Origin of the sequence: Enterobacter cloacae complex sp. OE43NF (assembly GCF_023544405.1) — a bacterium.
Classification (GTDB): domain Bacteria; phylum Pseudomonadota; class Gammaproteobacteria; order Enterobacterales; family Enterobacteriaceae; genus Enterobacter; species Enterobacter cloacae.
The window spans coordinates 84,524-102,769 of sequence record NZ_JAMJFW010000002.1; the positions used below are offsets into that span (position 1 = coordinate 84,524).

Genomic DNA, 18,246 nt, shown 5'->3' on the forward strand with positions numbered 1-18,246 from the left:
TCTCTTTAACAAAATAAATACATTTCAGTTTTGAAATTTCTTAAGCCTTTCTATTTCGAGTCTACTTTTAGACCCCTAATTTACGTCCTTAAAATTCATATAATTAGGCTCGTCATTTACTGCGGTCTATTTTTGGACCCGTCTTAAATATTCCACGACTCGCTGTTTTTTAAGATAATTCTCTATATCGATCAAATAATGATCGCGTCCGTGAGTGAGGTATCTGATGAACACCCGAATGGCTCCCAGTCTCGATAATGAAAAAGCCACCGTGCTTACGGCTAAACCCTATAAGCACATCGAGAAATTAATTGATCATCTTCTTCCGTTGGCAGAGAGGCGCATACTGTCCCGGGGGGAAGTGCTCCACTATTATGCAAACGACGTGCGTCAGTGTTTTTTATTGCTCCAGGGCAGCGTGGCGTTGCACCGTCGGGGAGATGGCATCGTCTTAAATTCTGAATCCGCGCCGTTTATTCTTGGCGTGAGTAGCCAGTTCTCCTCAGAGCACCTGTATGTCAGGGCGCTGGAGACCTCCGAACTCGCCGGGGTTTCGCTGGAGCGTTTTAACGGCGTGATTGCGCAACACAATTTGTGGGAGCCGTTTTCGCATCTGCTGATCTATACCGCCTCCCGGGTCTATGAGCACTGCTCCCGGATCTCGCAGATGTCGGCCTATGACATCATCCGTTTTCAGCTGGTTGAATTGATGCAGGAGCCCGAAGCAATACGGCTGAACACCACGGCGGCCGCCTATATACAAAGTCGCACCTGGCTTTCGCGTAGCGGGATAATGCGGATCCTGGCCGAACTGCGCACCGGGAAGTACATTACGATGGAGCGAGGCGTGCTGCTTGATGTCCACCATCTGCCGCGGAAATACTGATTCAGGTGATGTCGGTAATAAGGAGTAACGCTATAATCAGAAAGACGATTCTTTCAGGTTCAGGTTATGTCCTCCACAGAAAAACCCCATCGTGGTTCTCCCTATGCGCAAGCGCTGATTACGCACTTACAACCTTATTCTTCTGTCCGTCATCTCGATCGCGGGGAGCAGCTGGATCTGGTGGTTAATGGCCGGGGAATGAGTTATTTGATTCTGGAAGGGACCGTTGCCATTTACCGACGCAGCGACAATCTGATGCTGTCGACCGCGAAAAGCCCGGCGTTATTTGGAGTGGCTAATATTAATGACATCTTTTTTGACGACTACCTGAAAACAGTGACCCCCTGCAAGATTGGAACGCTGACCGCAGAGCAGCTCCACGGCATTATTCAGGAGAAGGCGCTGTGGGGGTTGATATCAAACCACCTGATGTTTATGTACAACCGGCTCTATAACACCGTCATGCCAAAGGGTGCCCCGACGGCCTATGAGATGATCCGCCAGCAGCTGATGTTATTAATGAATGAAGATGAATCTTATCGCCGGGAGATAACCGCAGAACGCTACATTCGCGATAAAACCCAGCTTTCCCGCAGCGGCGTGATGCGTATCCTGGCCGATCTCAAAACGGGGGGCTTTATTGAAATGGAAGATGGCAGGCTGATTAAAATCAATAAACTTCCCGCCCGGTACTGAATTGCAGACACAAAAAAGGCCGCGCTCGCGGCCTTTTCACTCTCTCAATGGACGTGAACGCCCAAGCGCCAGGCAAAATAGATCTCTTCTTTCAGTTCATTCGAAGAGAGCGCCAGCAAATCTGTAAACTCCAGTTCAAGCTGTTTCAGCTTTTTCAGGTACTGCGCCGGAGACAGGTTGCTGTTATCGCGACGTAAATATTCAATTGCCAGTTGCGTTGGGGTTATTTCAGTATCCATGATGTCCTCACTTGTGTACAAATCCAGACCAGTATATCACAACACCCTGGCGAGATTTTGACCAAATGCAAAAACATCAGGAAATTTACACCACCGCCGTCGTCAGCCTGGATGAGCAGCACAGCCGATCCTGCTCATCGAGAATATCAATCTGCCACACCTGATGACGGCTACCGGCGTGCAGCGCGCGGCAAATACCGCGCACGCGCCCGCTGCGCACCGAGCGAATATGGTTGGCGTTCACCTCAAGCCCGACGACCTTCTGCTCCCCTTCGGTGCAGAGATACCCCGCCACCGAGCCCAGGGTTTCGGCCAGCACCACGGACGCACCGCCGTGCAGTAAACCAAACGGCTGGTGCGTACGATGATCGACAGGCATGGTGGCCTCCAGATCGTCTTCGCCGATGCGGATAAACTGAATATCCAGCAACCCGACCATATTCCCCTCGCCCATGGCGTTTAACGCCTGTAGCGTGACGGCACGTTTCCAGATCATCCGATAATCTCCAGTAAAGCCTGTAACGGATGGCGTACCCCGTTACCTTCAACACGTTTCACCTGGCTGCGGCAGGAGTAGCCCGTTGCCAGGCAGCGGTTTCGCGGCAAGCGCTGCATCGCCTGATGCCATGACAGCTCGTAAATACCGAGCGAGTTGGCGTGATTCTTCACTTCATGCCCGTAAGTGCCTGCCATGCCGCAGCAACCGACGCTGACGCTCTCAAGCTTCGCGCCAAAGCGGGCAAAAATAGAGGCCCATTGCGCAGGTGCGCCCGGCAGCGCGGTGACTTCGGTACAGTGGCCAAACAGGTACCACGGCTCACCGCTGACCTCCATGGCGCTGGTCTGCTCGAGGGCCGCTGGCAGCCACTCGTGCACCAGCATAACGTGGAACGCCCCGCGTTTATCACCCAGCGTCTGCTTATATTCATCGCGATAGCAGAGCACCAGCGCCGGATCGACACCCACCATCGGCATGCCCAGCCCGGCGACCCGGTTAAGGAAATCAGACGTTTTTTGCGCCGTTTTCGCGAAGCGGTTGAGGAAGCCTTTAATGTGTTGCGCCTTACCGTTGGGTGAGAACGGCAGAACCACCGGCTGATACCCCAGTTTTTCCGCCAGACGGACAAAATCGGCCACCACCTGCGCGTCGTAATAGCTGGTAAACGGATCCTGCACCACCAGCACCACCTTCGCTTTTTGCTCAGGACTTAACGCCTCAAGCTGCTCCAGGGTCATGTTTGCCGAGCGGTGCCCCACCAGCTGACGCTGCAGCGACGGCACCGAGAGCAGCGGCAGATCCACCATCCCGATATGCTTTTCGGAAAGCTTGCGCACCAGCGGCTGATTGATAAAGAAGTTGAACGTCTTTGGCGCCCGGGCCATCAGCGGGGCATAGCTCTCCACCGTTGCCACCAGATGGTCGCGCATCGGGCGCAGATAGCGCGTGTGGTAGATCTGCAGGAAGCGCGAGCGGAACTCCGGTACGTCTATCTTAATCGGGCACTGGGTCGAACAGGCTTTACAGGCCAGGCAGCCGGACATGGCCTCTTTCACCTCATGGGAGAAATCATACTCGCCCTTATTCGCATGCCAGCTGTTGCGGGTGCGCTCAATCAGGGAACGCAGGCTGGCCCGTTTTTCCGGCAACTCCTGCTCCAGCTTGAGCGGGTCGATACCGCGATCGGCCAGCAAACGCAGCCATTCGCGTACCAGCGTCGCACGCCCTTTTGGCGAATGAATGCGGTTGCTGGTGATTTTCATCGACGGGCACATCGGGCTTTTCACGTCGAAGTTAAAGCACAGGCCGTTGCCGTTACACTCCAGCGCCCCGCGCCAGGACGCGCGCACGGCAATGGGGATTTGTCTGTCGTACGTGCCGCGTTTGACGGCATCCACCTGCAGCATGGGCGCGTCCACCCCCTCCGGCGGACAAATTTTCCCCGGATTGAGACGGTTATTGGGATCGAACGCCGCTTTGACCTTGCGCAGCTCGCCGAAGAGCTGTTCACCGAAGAACGCCGGGCTGTACTCGGCGCGGAACCCTTTTCCGTGTTCCCCCCACAGCAGGCCGCCATATTTCGCGGTTAAGGCCACCACCTCATCGGAGATCTGTTTCATCAGGATCTCCTGCTGCGGATCGCACATGTCCAGGGCCGGACGCACATGCAGCACCCCGGCATCAACGTGGCCGAACATGCCATAGCTCAGGCCGTGGCTGTCCAGCAGCGCACGGAATTCAACGATATAATCCGCCAGATGCTCAGGAGGGACGCAGGTATCTTCCGCAAACGGAATCGGCTTCGCGGCGCCTTTGGCATTGCCGAGCAGCCCCACCGCTTTTTTACGCATCGCGTAGATACGCTCAATGCCGGCCAGGTCGTTACAGAGCTGCCAGCCAATGACCCCGCCTTCGCCGTGGGCGATCAGTTCATCAAGCCGCTGACAGAGCGTGGTCACCTGGCTATCGATAAGTTCTGCATCGTCTCCGGCAAATTCAACAATGTTAAGCCCAAGCATCTCTTTGTCCGGCACATCGGTAATCAGCTCCCGCACCGAGTGCCAGACGATATCTTCCCGCGCCAGATTAAGCACCTTCGAGTCAACGGTTTCCACCGACAGCGCCTGCGCCTCCACCATAAACGGGGCATTACGCAGCGCGGAATCAAAAGAGTCATATTTGACGTTCACCAGGCGGCGCACTTTGGGCAGCCGGGTGATATCCAGCCGCGCCTCGGTAATAAACGCCAGCGTTCCTTCGGAGCCGGTCAGCACACGGGTCAAATCAAACTGGGTCAGTTCGTCGTTAAAGACGTGACGCAGGTCGTAACCGGTGAGGAAACGGTTCAGTTTGGGGAATTTGTCGAGGATCAGCTGGCGGTTATCGCGACAGCGTTCCAGCACGGTGCGATAGATGCGCCCGCTTGCGGTGTTCTCTTTACCCAGCGTTTCAGCCAGCTCAACCGGCACAGGCTGGGTATCCAGGATATCACCGCCCAGCAGCACCGCCCGTATGCCCAGAACATGATCGGAGGTTTTTCCGTAGACCAGCGACCCCTGCCCGGAGGCATCGGTGTTGATCATCCCGCCGATGGTTGCCCGGTTGCTGGTAGAAAGCTCGGGCGCAAAAAAGTAACCGTAGGGCTTCAGATACTGGTTGAGCTGATCCTTAATCACCCCCGCTTCAACGCGAACCCATCCCTCTTCAGGATTGATCTCGATGATGCGATTCATATAGCGCGACATATCAATGATGATGCCCTGGTTCAGGGCCTGGCCATTTGTTCCGGTGCCGCCGCCGCGCGGGGTGAACACCAGAGCGCTAAAACGCTCTTGCGTCGCCAGCCGGGCAATCAGCGCCACATCGGCCGTTGAACGTGGAAAGACGACTGCATCGGGAAGAAGCTGGTAAATACTGTTATCGGTCGCCATCGTCAGCCTGTCGGCATAGTTCGTGGCGGTATCACCTGTAAAACCCTGTTGCTCCAGTGCCTGCAAAAAATTAAGCACCAGCTGAACGACGCCAGGTGCTTGAGAAATCTGTGGGATCATGACTGTCGACCCTAATTAGAGTAGTGTGAAATCGTTTGCGTTGTGTCTGGAAAGTTTTATCACATTTTTTTCTTATGTGCTTCGCTGAATTACGGGCAAAATCCGCCTGTCAAAAATCGCTGATATCATTAATGATTAGAGTGACGCGGTTATCCGTTCCCGCCAGCCTCGCTGGTGTTTATTAAGGAAAGTTTCATTTATGGTCAATCTTCGCCAGCCCAGGGATGTTGCGCAAATTTTGCTGTCGGTGCTGTTTCTGGCCCTCATGATTATTGCGTGTCTGTGGATTGTTCAACCTTTCATACTTGGCTTCGCCTGGGCCGCGACGGTGGTCGTGGCGACCTGGCCGGTGCTGTTACGTTTGCAGAAACTGCTGTTTGGCCGCCGCGGTCTGGCGGTACTGGTCATGACGCTACTGCTGTTCCTGCTGTTTATTATTCCGATTGCGCTGCTGGTGAACAGCCTTGTCGATTCCAGTGGCCCGGTTATTCGCGCCGTCACCAGCGGTGATTTAACGCTGCCGGATCTCGCCTGGCTGAACAGCATTCCGGTGGTAGGCGCCAAACTTTACAGCGGCTGGCACAGCCTGCTGGAGATGGGCGGCAGCGCGTTGATGGCGAAAGTGCGTCCGTATATTGGCACCACCACCACCTGGTTTGTGGGTCAGGCGGCACATATTGGTCGCTTTATGATGCACTGTGCGCTGATGCTGGTCTTCAGCGCCCTGCTCTACTGGCGCGGTGAGCAGGTAGCGTTGGGCGTACGCCATTTCGCTACCCGACTGGCCGGTAAACGCGGCGATGCCGCAGTTCTGCTGGCGGCGCAGGCCGTGCGGGCGGTTGCGCTTGGGGTGGTCGTCACGGCGCTGGTGCAGGCGGTGCTGGGCGGTATTGGCCTGGCCATTTCTGGCGTGCCGTACGCTACCGTCTTTACGGTGGTGATGCTGATGACCAGTCTTGCTCAGTTGGGGCCGTTGCTGGTGCTGGTCCCCAGCATCATCTGGCTTTACTGGACGGGGGATACCACGTGGGGAACCGTTCTGCTGGTCTGGAGCTGCGTGGTCGGCACCATGGATAACGTGATTCGTCCCATCCTCATCCGCATGGGCGCGGACCTGCCGCTGATCCTGATCCTCTCCGGCGTCATTGGCGGGTTAATCGCCTTTGGGATGATCGGTCTGTTTATTGGACCGGTGCTGCTTGCCGTCACCTGGCGTCTCTTCTCCGCCTGGGTACACGAAGTGCCGCCGCCGGGCACCGACCCGGATGTGATTTTGAGCGAGCTCGAAGAGCTGGAAGAGAAGAATACGCAGTAAAAGGGGTTGCCGGGTGGCGTGACGCTTACCCGGCCTACATTCCCCCCGGCAATACTTAAACGTTGCTAAACTATTTATTCGTTGCGCACTGGTCCGACCCGCCTTTTTTGCTCTAAGTCCGCTATTCACCTCAAGAAATCTTTACTTCTCTTTAACTATTGAGACGAATCTGATCGACGCTCAAGGTTGGCATGCCTACTATTAGCTCACGGTTATAAATCAACACCTTGATTTATAAGCATGGAAATCCCCTGAGTGAAACAACGAATTGCTGTGTGTAGTCTTTGCCCATCTCCCACGATGGGCTTTTTTTTATCCTGACTACGCGTGCTGAACCTGACAGGTGCTTAGCATGCGCCATTCAGCAGGCAGCACCCGCGTCTCTCCCGTCACATTGACCGTCACCACGTCGCGAATATCCGCCGACGATGCTCCCACCTGTAGCTCAAACTCGCCCGGCTCGACAATGCGTTTGCCGTCCCGACGGGTAAAGTTGAACATCTCCACGGGCAGCGTAAAGGTGAGCGTGGCCGTTTCGCCCGGCGCGAGCGCCACACGCTGGAACGCTTTCAGCTCCTGAAGCGGCCGCACCTGCGTGGCAACCTTATCCCGGACGTACACCTGCACCACCTCGCTGCCGCTGCGTTCACCGCGGTTGGTGACGTCAATATTCAACACAACCTCGCCGTCCACCGGTACGCTGTTTTGCGCGAGGCGTGCTGCGCCCCAGTTAAATTGCGTCCAGCCAAGGCCGAAACCAAAGGGATAGCGGGAGCCAAAGTGGAACGCGAATGGCGTGCCGCCGCTTTTCAGCTTGTGGTTGTAGTAGTACGGCATGGCGCCCGCACTTTTCGGCACGCTCACCACCAGACGTCCCTGCGGCTCCGCGCGGCCGGTTAACACATCGGCAATTGCCCAGCCCCCTTCCTGCCCAGGTGCCCAGGCCATCATCAGCGCCGCGACCTTATCTTCCAGCCCCTGAAGATTGTACGGCCGCCCACCGGTCATCACGACAATCACCGGTTTGCCCGTGGCGACCAGGGCTTCCAGCAGTTGTTGCTGAACGCCAGGCAGGTGCAGGGAGTCGGTATCGGATCCTTCCCCTACCGTGCCGCTCTGGAACAAACCGGCGAGGTCGCCGACGCAGGCCACCACCACGTCGCTCTCCTGCGCGGCGTTCACGGCTTCGGGGATCAGCGCGGTACTTTGCGACACCGGCGACTGCTGCATCGGTTTGCCCCCACTGTCACCCGGGAAGACCGGCGCGCCCGCCATTCGTTTTTCGATGATGTGACACCCTTTGGCATAACGCACGTTCGACGCGCCCAGATAGTGCTCCAGCGCCGCGCGCGGAGTCGTCACCTGCGACGTTTCGTCAACCATATCGCTGATAATCAAATGCACCGGGAAGCTGTAGCCGCTGAGCAACGCCAGCGGATCGTCCGCCGTGGGGCCCACCACCGCCACACGGGGTTTGCCGCCGAGAGGCAAAATGCCGTTATTCTCCAGCAGCGTCAGCGAGCGGGTCGCCACCTCACGTGCAACCTGCCGGGTGGTCTCATTTTGCAAATCAATGCCACTTTCATCGGCATACGGGTTTTCAAACAGGCCGAGACGGAATTTTTCGGTCAGCACGCGTCCTACAATCTCGTCCACTTTCGCCATAGAGATCAGACCACGCTCAACGGCCTCGGCCAGATGGCGGGCGCAGTCATCTTTCGGCAGCTCAACATCAAGCCCGGCGTTAAAGGCCAGCGCGGCGGATTCGGTCGCATCATGCGAGACCCCGTGATGCTGATGCAGCAGGCTGACGCCGCCATAGTCCGCCACAACGATCCCGTCAAAGCCCCACTGTTCGCGCAGGACGGTGGTCAGCAGGAAGTGGTCACTGTGCCCCGGCTGATTGTCGATATCGTGGTAGGCAGGCATCACCGACCCGGCATTGGCCAGCTTCACCGCCATTTCAAACGGCAGCAGGAAGGTATCATTCAGTTCGCTAAAGCCCAGATGAACCGGGGCATGGTTGCGCGCTCCCTCGCTGAACGAGTGGCCCACATAGTGCTTAAGCGTGGCCAGCAGATCGCGTTTATCGCCCTGCAGCCCTTTAACGTAGGCCGTGGCCATCACGCCCACCAGCCAGGGATCTTCGCCAAAGGTCTCTTCCGTGCGCCCCCAGCGCACATCGCGGGAGACATCCAGCACCGGGGCCAGCCCCTGCTGGCAGCCCACAGAGCGCGCCTCTTTGCCTATCTGCTCGGCTGCCCGCTGTACCAGCGCCGGATCCCAGGTTGAACCGTAGTTGAGCGACGACGGGAACAGCGTGGCCGCTTTGCACAACAACCCCACCAGACACTCCTCATGGAACAGCGCCGGAATGCCGAGCCGCGTCTCTTCCATCATCATCCGCTGCAGACGGTTGGCGGCGCGCACGCCGGTTTGCGCATCAACGATATGGGTACCCAGCGGACGGGTAATCTGCCCGACGCCCAGCTTAAGCCGTTCGCTGAGCGAGGCCTGTTCACTCACCCCCGCGAATTCGTCACTCAAGTCGCTGCGTTCACGGTGGTTGCCGTTTTCATCGAGGATCAGCCAGTACGCGTGCATCTGGGCGAACTTCTCTTCCGGGGTCATGCGTGCCAGCAAGTCGGCGACGCGCTCGTGCACGGGACGTCCCGCGTCCTTATAGATTGCAGTCATGTTTTACTCCTGTAGTGCGGAAGGGGCAGCCGGGCTGAGTTGCCCTGCTTCTGGCCGCACGTCGCGCTTGCTGGCCAGTTCGCGGGCGATGGAATCCACCAGCCGACTGTTGAGTTTGTAGATGGCAAGCAGCGCGACCATGCAGAGGAACAGCACGCACGGAATGAGGGTAAACAGTGCGTTAATGGTCGTGAGTACGTGCGGCGTCTGGGTTGCCTGGCCTGGCGCGTAATCCACCATCCCGAGCACCCAACCCACCACTGCCCCACCCAACGCCAGACCAAATTTGATGGCGAACAGCGCGGTGGAGAAGACCAGACCATCGAGCCGGCGACCGCTGCGGTGCTCTTCATAGTCGACCACATCGGAGAACATGGTCCACTGCAGCGGCGTGGTCAGGTTCTGGATGAAGCTAAAGACAATATTGAGGCCGAAAATCAGCCAGACCTGTGAAGGCGGCAGGAAGAAGATCAGCGCCCCAAAAATCACGAAGGAAATAATGGTCCACTGATAAGCGCGAACGCGGTCAAATTTCCCCAGCAGCCGTTCGGATAATAATGCGCCACTTAAGGAGGCCACCATCCCGGAGACGATAAAGGCAAACACCTGTTCCGGACGCAACAGCACATAATTCACGTAATACATCGTGGCAGAGCCGCGCGTCACGACCGCCGTTAACAGCAAAATATTAAACAGGAACACAATTCGCCACTGGCTGTTCCCAGCCAGCAGTTTTAAATCGGTGAGCATGGAGCCAGAAGTATCATTCCGCGGAGAATAGCGCTCGCGGGTCATCAGGAAGCAGCAGAAGAATAAAATAATCCCCAGTAATCCCATCAGGCTCATGGCATAGAAATAGCCTTTCTGTACGTTGCCCTGTCCAAGATGCGAAACCAACGGCAAAGCGATAACCGTCACAATCAACCCGCCGATAAACGACAGGCCAAAGCGCCACGACTGCAGCGAATGGCGCTCGCGCGGATCCAGCGTCAGCGCGCCCGGCATGGCGCAGTAAGGGACGTTAATGGCGGAATAGATGAGGCTTAAAATCCCGTAGGTCACACAGGCATAGACGATTTTCGCCGTGGGCCCGACGTCGGGAACGTAGTACGTAATGAGGCAGCTCACGCCAAACGGAATGGCAAACCACAGCAGCCATGGACGGAAACGACCGTGACGCGTTTGGGTGCGATCCACCAGCGCGCCGATACAGGGATCAATAAAGGCATCGACCACGCGCACCACTAAAAACATGGTGCCCATAATGGCCGCAGGTAAACCGAAAACGTCTGTATAGAAATAAGCAAGAAATAACGTCGCTGTTTGCCAGACCAGCGCACTGGCCATATCACCTAAGCCATAACCTATTTTATCTTTGGTACGCAGTACAGAGGAGATTGTCATTTGTTATTTGCCTTTTTATCAGGTTAAAACGTATTTCAACCAGTTGCGCAAAATCCTGTTGATTTGCGCGGTAAGGCTCAAGTATTAGCAACCCTTTGTGTGCTAACAATTGTCTAAATTAACAGACAAATTATGATATTTGGTTTTTTACTTTATTTGTGATGGGGAGCAAATATAAGCGGAAATAAAAAAGGCGAGGATTATTTCCCTCGCCTTTTCAGATACGGAAGACGTTACTTGTTCAGTTCAGCCAAGCTCAGCCAGGTTTGCACCACGGTGTCCGGGTTGAGGGAAAGACTGTCGATCCCCTCTTCCATCAGCCAGGCCGCGAAGTCTTCATGGTCAGAAGGCCCCTGGCCACAAATCCCGACGTATTTACCCTGTTTCTTCGCCGCACGGATGGACATCGACAGCAGGGCTTTCACCGCCTCGTTGCGTTCGTCGAACAGCTCAGAGACCACGCCGGAGTCACGGTCCAGACCCAGCGTCAGCTGCGTCATGTCATTCGAACCGATAGAGAAGCCGTCGAAGTGCTCCAGGAACTGCTCTGCCAGCAGGGCGTTGGACGGGATCTCACACATCATGATGATCTTCAGCCCATTTTCGCCGCGCTTCAGCCCCTGACGCGCCAGCTCGTCCACCACCGCTTTCGCCTGGTCCACGGTACGTACGAACGGGATCATGATCTCAACGTTAGTCAGCCCCATGTCGTTGCGCACGCGTTTTACCGCTTCACATTCCAGCGCGAAGCAGTCGCGGAAGCTGTCGGAGACATAACGTCCGGCCCCACGGAAGCCCAGCATCGGGTTCTCTTCTTCCGGCTCGTAACGCTCGCCGCCCACCAGGTTGGCGTATTCGTTAGACTTAAAGTCTGACAGACGCACGATCACGCGCTTCGGATAAAACGCCGCCCCGAGCGTCGCGATCCCTTCGGTCAGACGGCCAACATAAAACTCTTTCGGCGAGTCGTAGCCTTTCATCATCTCGCGAATTTCGTTCTGCAGCTTTGCGTCCTGGTCGTCAAATTCCAGCAGCGCGCGCGGGTGAACGCCAATCATACGGTTGATGATGAATTCCAGACGCGCCAGGCCCACGCCTTCGTTCGGCAGGCAGGCGAAGTCAAACGCGCGGTCCGGGTTACCGACGTTCATCATGATCTTCAGCGGCAGGTCCGGCATGGTATCGACGCTGGAGCTTTTCACGCTGAAGTCAAGGATGTCAGCATACACGTAGCCGGTATCCCCTTCGGCACAGGAGACGGTCACGTTCTGTCCGTCCTTCATGCGTTCGGTTGCGTCACCGCAGCCGACAACCGCCGGGATCCCCAGCTCGCGGGCGATGATCGCCGCGTGACAGGTACGCCCGCCACGGTTGGTGACGATAGCCGCGGCTTTCTTCATGATCGGTTCCCAGTCCGGATCGGTCATGTCGGTTACCAGCACGTCGCCCGGTTCAATGCGGTTCATCTCGCTGATATCGTGGATCACTTTCACCGGACCGGCACCAATGCGGTGACCAATCGCGCGACCTTCCGCCACGATTTTGCCCTGCGCGTGGAGGGTATAACGCTCCATCACCTGGCCGCGGGAGCGAACCGTTTCCGGGCGCGCCTGGACGATGAACAGCTTGCCGGTGTGACCGTCTTTGGCCCATTCGATGTCCATCGGACGGCCGTAGTGTTTTTCAATCTGCACCGCCTGCTTCGCCAGCTCCTGCACTTCGGCGTCGGTCAGGGAGAAGCGGTCGCGCAGCTCCTGCGGTACATCTTCAATCTTCACCTGCTTGCCATGCTCCTGGGTCGGGGCATAGATCATGCGGATTTTTTTCGAGCCCATGGTGCGACGAACCACCGCCGGACGGTTGGCGGCAAGCGTCGGTTTGTGGACGTAGAATTCGTCAGGGTTCACGGCCCCCTGCACCACCATCTCACCCAGACCCCACGCGGAGGTGATGAATACCACCTGGTCGAAGCCGGACTCGGTATCAATGGAGAACATCACGCCGGAAGAGCCCACGTCGGAACGCACCATACGCTGTACGCCCGCAGAGAGCGCGACGCCGCGATGGTCATAGCCCTGATGCACGCGATAGGAGATAGCGCGATCGTTAAACAGGGAGGCGAACACGTGTTTCACCGCCACCAGTACCGCATCATATCCCTGAACGTTCAGGAAAGTTTCCTGTTGTCCGGCGAACGAGGCATCCGGCATGTCTTCTGCGGTTGCAGAGGAGCGCACGGCGAAAGAGGCCTGCGCATCATCAGCGGAGAGCTGGTTGTACGCATCGTGAATGGCTTTTTCCAGTTCCGGCTGTAAAGGTGTGTCGATAATCCACTGGCGGATCTGCGCCCCGGCTTTAGCAAGCGCGGTAACGTCATCAATATCCGTTTTATCCAGCAGGTCGTAAATGCGCTGGTTTACACCGCTCTGGTCTAAAAACAGGTTAAACGCATCGGCGGTCGTGGCAAACCCGTTTGGTACGGAGACACCCATACCGGACAGATTTGTAATCATTTCACCCAGGGAGGCATTTTTGCCCCCAACTCTGTCTACATCATTCATGCCGAGTTGGTTATACCAAAGCACCAGCGGTGACGAGCCATTGTTGGACATCGAAACAATCCTTTTGTGATATTTGATCGGAGTAAGAAACACCTGACTACGTATTTATACTGGCATATTTATTTACGCTAAAAAAACGGTGAATCGTGTAAGCAATTTAAATTTTCAACTTTTCGGATACTTTCCCTCCACCGGATAAGCCGATGATTCCTATATATTCAGCCAAAAACCACAAAAATGACGTCGCTATTTGAAAAATGAAATCCACTTTTCAGGAAAATCAAAAACACCATTTCATTTTAAATTCAGATAACTTCTTTGCTGTGCAATTAACTTTTTTAATTTATGCTTTCAGACAATTAGGTCCGATATTCAGGGTGGATAAAATGGATAATGCTGTCGATCGCCACGTTTTTTATATTTCTGATGGTACGGCGATTACCGCCGAGGTGCTGGGGCATGCGGTGATGTCACAGTTCCCCGTTTCGATTAACAGCATCACGCTGCCGTTTGTGGAAAATGAGAGCCGCGCGCGCGCGGTCAAGGACCAGATTGATGCCATTTACCAGCAGACGGGCGTACGCCCGCTGGTGTTCTACTCCATCGTGATCCCGGAAATTCGCAACATCATTCTGCAAAGCGAAGGCTTTTGTCAGGATATCGTGCAGGCGCTGGTGGCCCCGCTGCAGAGCGAGCTGAAGCTCGACCCGACCCCCATCGCCCACCGAACCCACGGGCTGAACCCCGGCAACCTGACCAAATACGATGCGCGTATCGCCGCCATTGACTACACCCTGGCGCATGACGACGGCATCTCGCTGCGAAACCTCGACCAGGCGCAGGTCATTTTGCTGGGCGTCTCGCGCTGCGGCAAAACCCCTACCAGCCTCTACCTGGCGATGCAGTTTGGTATTCGTGCCGCCAACTACCCGTTCATTGCCGATGATATGGACAATCTGGTGCTGCCTGCCGCCCTGAAGCCGCTGCAGCACAAGCTGTTCGGGCTGACCATTAATCCGGAGCGCCTTGCCGCCATCCGCGAAGAGCGCCGCGAGAACAGCCGCTACGCCTCCATGCGCCAGTGTCGAATGGAGGTCTCCGAAGTGGAAGCACTGTACCGCAAAAACCAGATCCCTTGGCTGAACAGCACCAACTATTCGGTCGAAGAGATCGCCACCAAAATTCTCGACATCATGGGTCTTAATCGCCGCATGTACTAATATGCTAGTACATTAGCTCAGATTCAGGTATCATCCACCACATCCTCGGGGCGGAGCCGCCCCGAACTTGAAATCAGCAGGGATTGGTTTAAGGTGATGCCCATCACTTCCCGGTAGTCTGCCGATGAAGCAAAAAATTTCTGAGACATTCCATGAATAAAACCGACGAACTCCGCACAGCGCGCATTGACAGCCTGGTTACACCGGCTGAACTGGCACAGCGGCATCCACTTTCCGCAGGCGTTGCGGAGCATGTTACGGCCTCGCGCCGACGCATTGAAAAAATTCTTAATGGTGAAGACAAACGTCTTCTGGTGGTAATTGGCCCCTGCTCGATCCATGACCTGGACGCGGCGATGGATTATGCAAAACGGCTACAGGGGCTGCGGGAACAACACCAGCATCGCCTTGAGATCGTGATGCGGACCTACTTTGAAAAACCCCGCACCGTGGTGGGCTGGAAAGGATTAATTTCAGACCCCGATCTCAACGGCAGCTATCGCGTTAACCATGGGATTGAGCTGGCACGTAAGCTGCTTTTGCAGGTGAACGAGCTGGGCGTTCCCACGGCCACCGAGTTTCTCGATATGGTGACCGGCCAGTTTATCGCCGATCTGATCAGCTGGGGCGCGATTGGCGCGCGGACCACCGAGAGCCAGATCCACCGTGAAATGGCCTCTGCCCTCTCCTGCCCGGTCGGGTTTAAAAACGGAACCGATGGCAACACCCGGATTGCGGTCGATGCGATCCGCGCTGCGCGTGCCAGCCACATGTTCCTCTCGCCGGATAAGAGCGGCCAGATGACCATCTACCAGACCAGCGGTAATCCGTACGGGCATATCATTATGCGCGGCGGCAAGAAACCGAACTATCACGCCGGGGATATCGCCGCGGCCTGTGAAACGCTGGCCGAGTTCGATCTGCCGGAACATCTGGTGGTGGACTTCAGCCACGGTAACTGTCAGAAACAGCACCGTCGCCAGCTGGATGTCTGCGATGAGATCTGCCAGCAGATCCGCAGCGGTTCAAGCGCCATTGCGGGCATTATGGCCGAAAGCTTTATCCGCGAAGGCACGCAGAAAATCGTGTCGGGTCAGCCGCTGGTTTACGGCCAGTCGATCACCGACCCGTGCCTGAGCTGGGAAGACAGCGAACTGCTGCTGGAGAAGCTGGCGTCTGCGGTAGATTCGCGCTTCTGATGTTATTGTCGGGTGGCGCTGCGCTTACCCTACCTACGATACGTACCCTTCTCCCTCTCCCTGTGGGAGAGGGTCGGGGTGAGGGCATCTGACCGCACTTCACCCCCAAATTTGATCCTCTCACCCTTTTTTCACAAAAACGCTTGCCGCGAATTTGCAGTTTATTGATAATGATTATCATTGTTACATTGATTGTTATTTATAAACATTATGTCACGTACGGATAACACTGCGGCAACGCCGCCAAAAACAGACACAGCATCCGCCCCCGCCGAGCGTCGCATTGACAGCAAAACCCTGCTGGGCGATGAGGGACGGGTCATTATAGAGCATGACGGTCAACGCTACCTGCTGCGCCAGACCCATGCCGGAAAATTGATCCTCACAAAATAAACAACACAAAAACTCCGCCAGCCACCCAGGTGAACCCCAGGCAGCCAGCGCTTTCAATTCTTAATGGAGAGTTGCTATGCCACACCTGCCTTCCGCGCCTTTACGTCCGTCACTTCTGGCGCTGGCGATTGTCAGCACCCTGCCGGGCGTCGCGTTTGCTACCACAGATGAAATGACCGTGACCGCCACGGGTAACGCCCGTAGCGCCTTCGAAGCCCCCATGATGGTAAGCGTGATTGACGCCAGCACACCGGATAAACAAACTGCCAGCTCGGCAGCCGACCTGCTGCGTAACGTCCCCGGCCTAACGCTCGATGGCACCGGACGTACCAACGGCCAGGACGTTAACCTGCGCGGTTATGACCGTCGCGGCGTGCTGGTACTGGTTGACGGCGTGCGCCAGGGAACCGACACCGGCCACCTGAACAGCACGTTCCTCGATCCGGCGCTGATTAAACGTATCGAAGTGGTGCGCGGTCCGTCGGCCCTGCTGTACGGCAGCGGCGCGCTGGGCGGTGTGATTGCCTATGACACCGTCGATGCCAAAGATCTGCTTGAGCCGGGTAAAAACAGCGGCTATCGGGTGTTCGCTACCGGTGCGACGGGCGATCACAGCATCGGCATGGGGGCCAGCGCCTATGGCCGCACCGATACCCTGGACGGGCTGCTCTCCTGGTCGAGCCGGGATCGTGGCGATCTGCGCCAGAGTGACGGCACCACCGCCCCGAACGACGAATCCATTCAGAACATGCTGGCGAAGGGTAGCTGGAAAATCGACGCGGCCCAGAGCCTGAGCGGCTCCCTGCGCTATTACAATAACGCTGCACAGGAGCCGAAAAACCCGCAAACCAGTGCAGCAGACAGCAGCAGTAACCCGCTGACCGACCGCTCCACCATCCAGCGTGACGCACAGCTCGGTTATCACCTTGCTCCACAGGGTAACGACTGGCTGAACGCCGACGCGAAAATTTACTGGTCCGAAGCACGTATCAACGCCCAGAACATCGACGGCAGCGGTGAGTTTCGCAAACAGACCACCAAAGGCGGCAAGGTGGAGAACCGCACCCGCCTGTTCAGCGATTCCTTTGCGTCGCACCTGCTGACCTACGGCGGTGAGTATTATCGTCAGGAGCAACGCCCGGGCGGGGCAACAACGGGCTTTCCGCAGGCACAAATCGATTTCAGCTCCGGCTGGCTGCAGGATGAAATCACCCTGCGCGACCTCCCCGTGACCCTTCTTGGCGGCACGCGCTACGACAACTACCGCGGCAGCAGCGACGGCTACAAGGATGTGGATGCCGATAAGTGGTCCTCCCGCGCCGGGTTAACCGTCAGCCCGACCGACTGGCTGATGCTGTTCGGCTCTTACGCGCAGGCGTTCCGCGCGCCAACCATGGGCGAAATGTATAACGACGCCAAACACTTCTCCATTGGCCGCTTCTATACCAACTACTGGGTGCCCAACCCCAATCTGCGCCCGGAAACCAACGAAACGCAGGAGTATGGTTTTGGTCTGCGCTTTGATGATCTGATGCTGGCCAACGATGCGCTGGAGTTTAAAGCCAGCTATTTCGATACCAACGCCAAAGACTACATCTCCACTACCGTCGATTTTGCGGCGGCGACCACCATGTCATATAACGTCCCGAACGCCAAAATCTGGGGCTGGGACGTGATGGCGAAATACTCCGCCGACCTGTTCAACCTCGACCTCGCCTATAACCGCACGCGCGGAAAAGATACCGACACGGGCGAGTATATTTCCAGCATCAACCCGGATACCGTCACCAGCAAGCTGGATATTCCGCTGGCACAAAGCGGCTTCTCCGTCGGCTGGATCGGCACCTTTGTCGATCGCTCAACGCACATCAGCAGCAGCTACAGCGAGCAACCCGGCTACGCGGTTAATGATTTCTACGTGAGCTACACCGGCCAGGCGCAGCTTAAAGGCGTCACCACGACGCTGGTGCTGGGCAACGCCTTCGACAAACAATACTGGTCGCCACAGGGCATTCCGCAGGATGGCCGAAACGGGAAGATTTTCGTCAGTTATCAATGGTAATCCCCGCCCCGGCTGGCCGGGGCAA

13 protein-coding genes and 1 other RNA gene are annotated in these 18,246 nt (G+C 56.5%); 8 read left to right on the plus strand and 6 right to left on the minus strand.

Annotated elements, in window-relative coordinates:
- Positions 1-226: 226 nt before the first annotated feature.
- Together M8370_RS01765 and M8370_RS01770 are read left to right on the plus strand one after the other, a co-directional pair.
- Positions 227-886 carry a helix-turn-helix domain-containing protein gene (locus M8370_RS01765; RefSeq protein WP_013096970.1) on the plus strand — a complete coding sequence of 220 codons (660 nt, stop codon included), beginning with the start codon at positions 227-229 and terminating at the stop codon, positions 884-886.
- A 66-nt stretch (positions 887-952) separates the two neighbouring features.
- The gene (locus tag M8370_RS01770; protein WP_114518701.1) at positions 953-1,582 is read left to right on the plus strand and encodes a helix-turn-helix domain-containing protein; all 630 of its coding nucleotides are present in this window, start codon (positions 953-955) and stop codon (positions 1,580-1,582) included.
- Between the two features lie 44 nt (positions 1,583-1,626).
- Here the strand turns inward: M8370_RS01770 and M8370_RS01775 are convergent, their stop codons facing one another.
- The 3 genes from M8370_RS01775 to ydiJ all read right to left on the minus strand — a co-directional run bounded on the left by M8370_RS01775 (position 1,627) and on the right by ydiJ (position 5,370).
- Positions 1,627-1,821: a YdiH family protein gene (locus M8370_RS01775; protein WP_013096972.1), complete on the minus strand. Its 195-nt coding sequence runs from the start codon at positions 1,819-1,821 to the stop codon at positions 1,627-1,629.
- A gap of 85 nt (positions 1,822-1,906) precedes the next feature.
- Positions 1,907-2,317, minus strand: a complete 411-nt coding sequence (menI, locus tag M8370_RS01780; RefSeq protein WP_023620692.1) for a 1,4-dihydroxy-2-naphthoyl-CoA hydrolase — start codon at positions 2,315-2,317, stop codon at positions 1,907-1,909.
- Entirely contained in the window at positions 2,314-5,370 is a 3,057-nt protein-coding gene (gene ydiJ, locus M8370_RS01785; RefSeq protein WP_250020409.1) for a D-2-hydroxyglutarate dehydrogenase YdiJ, read from the minus strand. Before ydiJ ends, menI begins: the two co-directional genes overlap by 4 nt.
- Before the next feature lie 199 nt (positions 5,371-5,569).
- Here ydiJ and ydiK point away from each other — a divergent pair, with 199 nt between their 5' ends.
- Together ydiK and rprA are read left to right on the plus strand one after the other, a co-directional pair.
- The gene (ydiK, locus tag M8370_RS01790; protein ID WP_250020410.1) at positions 5,570-6,685 is read left to right on the plus strand and encodes an AI-2E family transporter YdiK; all 1,116 of its coding nucleotides are present in this window, start codon (positions 5,570-5,572) and stop codon (positions 6,683-6,685) included.
- 208 nt (positions 6,686-6,893) lie between these two features.
- An RNA gene (rprA, locus tag M8370_RS01795) (antisense sRNA RprA) lies at positions 6,894-7,001 on the plus strand.
- A 5-nt stretch (positions 7,002-7,006) separates the two neighbouring features.
- Here rprA and M8370_RS01800 read toward each other — a convergent pair.
- From M8370_RS01800 to ppsA, 3 genes are all read right to left on the minus strand, one after another.
- Positions 7,007-9,382 (minus strand): glycoside hydrolase family 3 N-terminal domain-containing protein, encoded by a 2,376-nt coding sequence (locus M8370_RS01800; protein WP_250020411.1) that lies wholly within the window; start codon positions 9,380-9,382, stop codon positions 7,007-7,009.
- A 3-nt stretch (positions 9,383-9,385) separates the two neighbouring features.
- Positions 9,386-10,786, minus strand: a complete 1,401-nt coding sequence (locus M8370_RS01805; RefSeq protein ID WP_250020412.1) for an MFS transporter — start codon at positions 10,784-10,786, stop codon at positions 9,386-9,388.
- A gap of 233 nt (positions 10,787-11,019) precedes the next feature.
- The gene (gene ppsA, locus M8370_RS01810; RefSeq protein WP_250020413.1) at positions 11,020-13,398 is read right to left on the minus strand and encodes a phosphoenolpyruvate synthase; all 2,379 of its coding nucleotides are present in this window, start codon (positions 13,396-13,398) and stop codon (positions 11,020-11,022) included.
- Between the two features lie 335 nt (positions 13,399-13,733).
- Between ppsA and ppsR the strand changes: the two genes are divergently transcribed.
- The 4 genes from ppsR to M8370_RS01830 all read left to right on the plus strand — a co-directional run bounded on the left by ppsR (position 13,734) and on the right by M8370_RS01830 (position 18,221).
- A complete protein-coding gene (ppsR, locus tag M8370_RS01815; RefSeq protein WP_023620693.1) occupies positions 13,734-14,567 on the plus strand; it encodes a posphoenolpyruvate synthetase regulatory kinase/phosphorylase PpsR in 834 nt (277 codons plus the stop codon).
- 152 nt (positions 14,568-14,719) lie between these two features.
- Positions 14,720-15,766, plus strand: a complete 1,047-nt coding sequence (gene aroH, locus M8370_RS01820) for a 3-deoxy-7-phosphoheptulonate synthase AroH (protein ID WP_038980294.1) — start codon at positions 14,720-14,722, stop codon at positions 15,764-15,766.
- 210 nt (positions 15,767-15,976) lie between these two features.
- On the plus strand, positions 15,977-16,159 hold the full coding sequence (gene hemP, locus M8370_RS01825; RefSeq protein ID WP_020688348.1) for a hemin uptake protein HemP: 183 nt from the start codon (positions 15,977-15,979) through the stop codon (positions 16,157-16,159).
- Positions 16,160-16,235: 76 nt separating this feature from the next.
- The gene (locus M8370_RS01830; RefSeq protein ID WP_038980292.1) at positions 16,236-18,221 is read left to right on the plus strand and encodes a TonB-dependent hemoglobin/transferrin/lactoferrin family receptor; all 1,986 of its coding nucleotides are present in this window, start codon (positions 16,236-16,238) and stop codon (positions 18,219-18,221) included.
- Positions 18,222-18,246 lie beyond the last annotated feature (25 nt).

Coding starts and splice junctions, on each gene's coding strand:
- M8370_RS01765 (WP_013096970.1), top strand. CDS start 227: ATGAACACCCGAATGGCTCCCAGTCTCGATAATGAAAAAGCCACCGTG.
- M8370_RS01770 (WP_114518701.1), top strand. CDS start 953: ATGTCCTCCACAGAAAAACCCCATCGTGGTTCTCCCTATGCGCAAGCG.
- M8370_RS01775 (WP_013096972.1), bottom strand. CDS start 1,821: ATGGATACTGAAATAACCCCAACGCAACTGGCAATTGAATATTTACGT.
- menI (WP_023620692.1), bottom strand. CDS start 2,317: ATGATCTGGAAACGTGCCGTCACGCTACAGGCGTTAAACGCCATGGGC.
- ydiJ (WP_250020409.1), bottom strand. CDS start 5,370: ATGATCCCACAGATTTCTCAAGCACCTGGCGTCGTTCAGCTGGTGCTT.
- ydiK (WP_250020410.1), top strand. CDS start 5,570: ATGGTCAATCTTCGCCAGCCCAGGGATGTTGCGCAAATTTTGCTGTCG.
- M8370_RS01800 (WP_250020411.1), bottom strand. CDS start 9,382: ATGACTGCAATCTATAAGGACGCGGGACGTCCCGTGCACGAGCGCGTC.
- M8370_RS01805 (WP_250020412.1), bottom strand. CDS start 10,786: ATGACAATCTCCTCTGTACTGCGTACCAAAGATAAAATAGGTTATGGC.
- ppsA (WP_250020413.1), bottom strand. CDS start 13,398: ATGTCCAACAATGGCTCGTCACCGCTGGTGCTTTGGTATAACCAACTC.
- ppsR (WP_023620693.1), top strand. CDS start 13,734: ATGGATAATGCTGTCGATCGCCACGTTTTTTATATTTCTGATGGTACG.
- aroH (WP_038980294.1), top strand. CDS start 14,720: ATGAATAAAACCGACGAACTCCGCACAGCGCGCATTGACAGCCTGGTT.
- hemP (WP_020688348.1), top strand. CDS start 15,977: ATGTCACGTACGGATAACACTGCGGCAACGCCGCCAAAAACAGACACA.
- M8370_RS01830 (WP_038980292.1), top strand. CDS start 16,236: ATGCCACACCTGCCTTCCGCGCCTTTACGTCCGTCACTTCTGGCGCTG.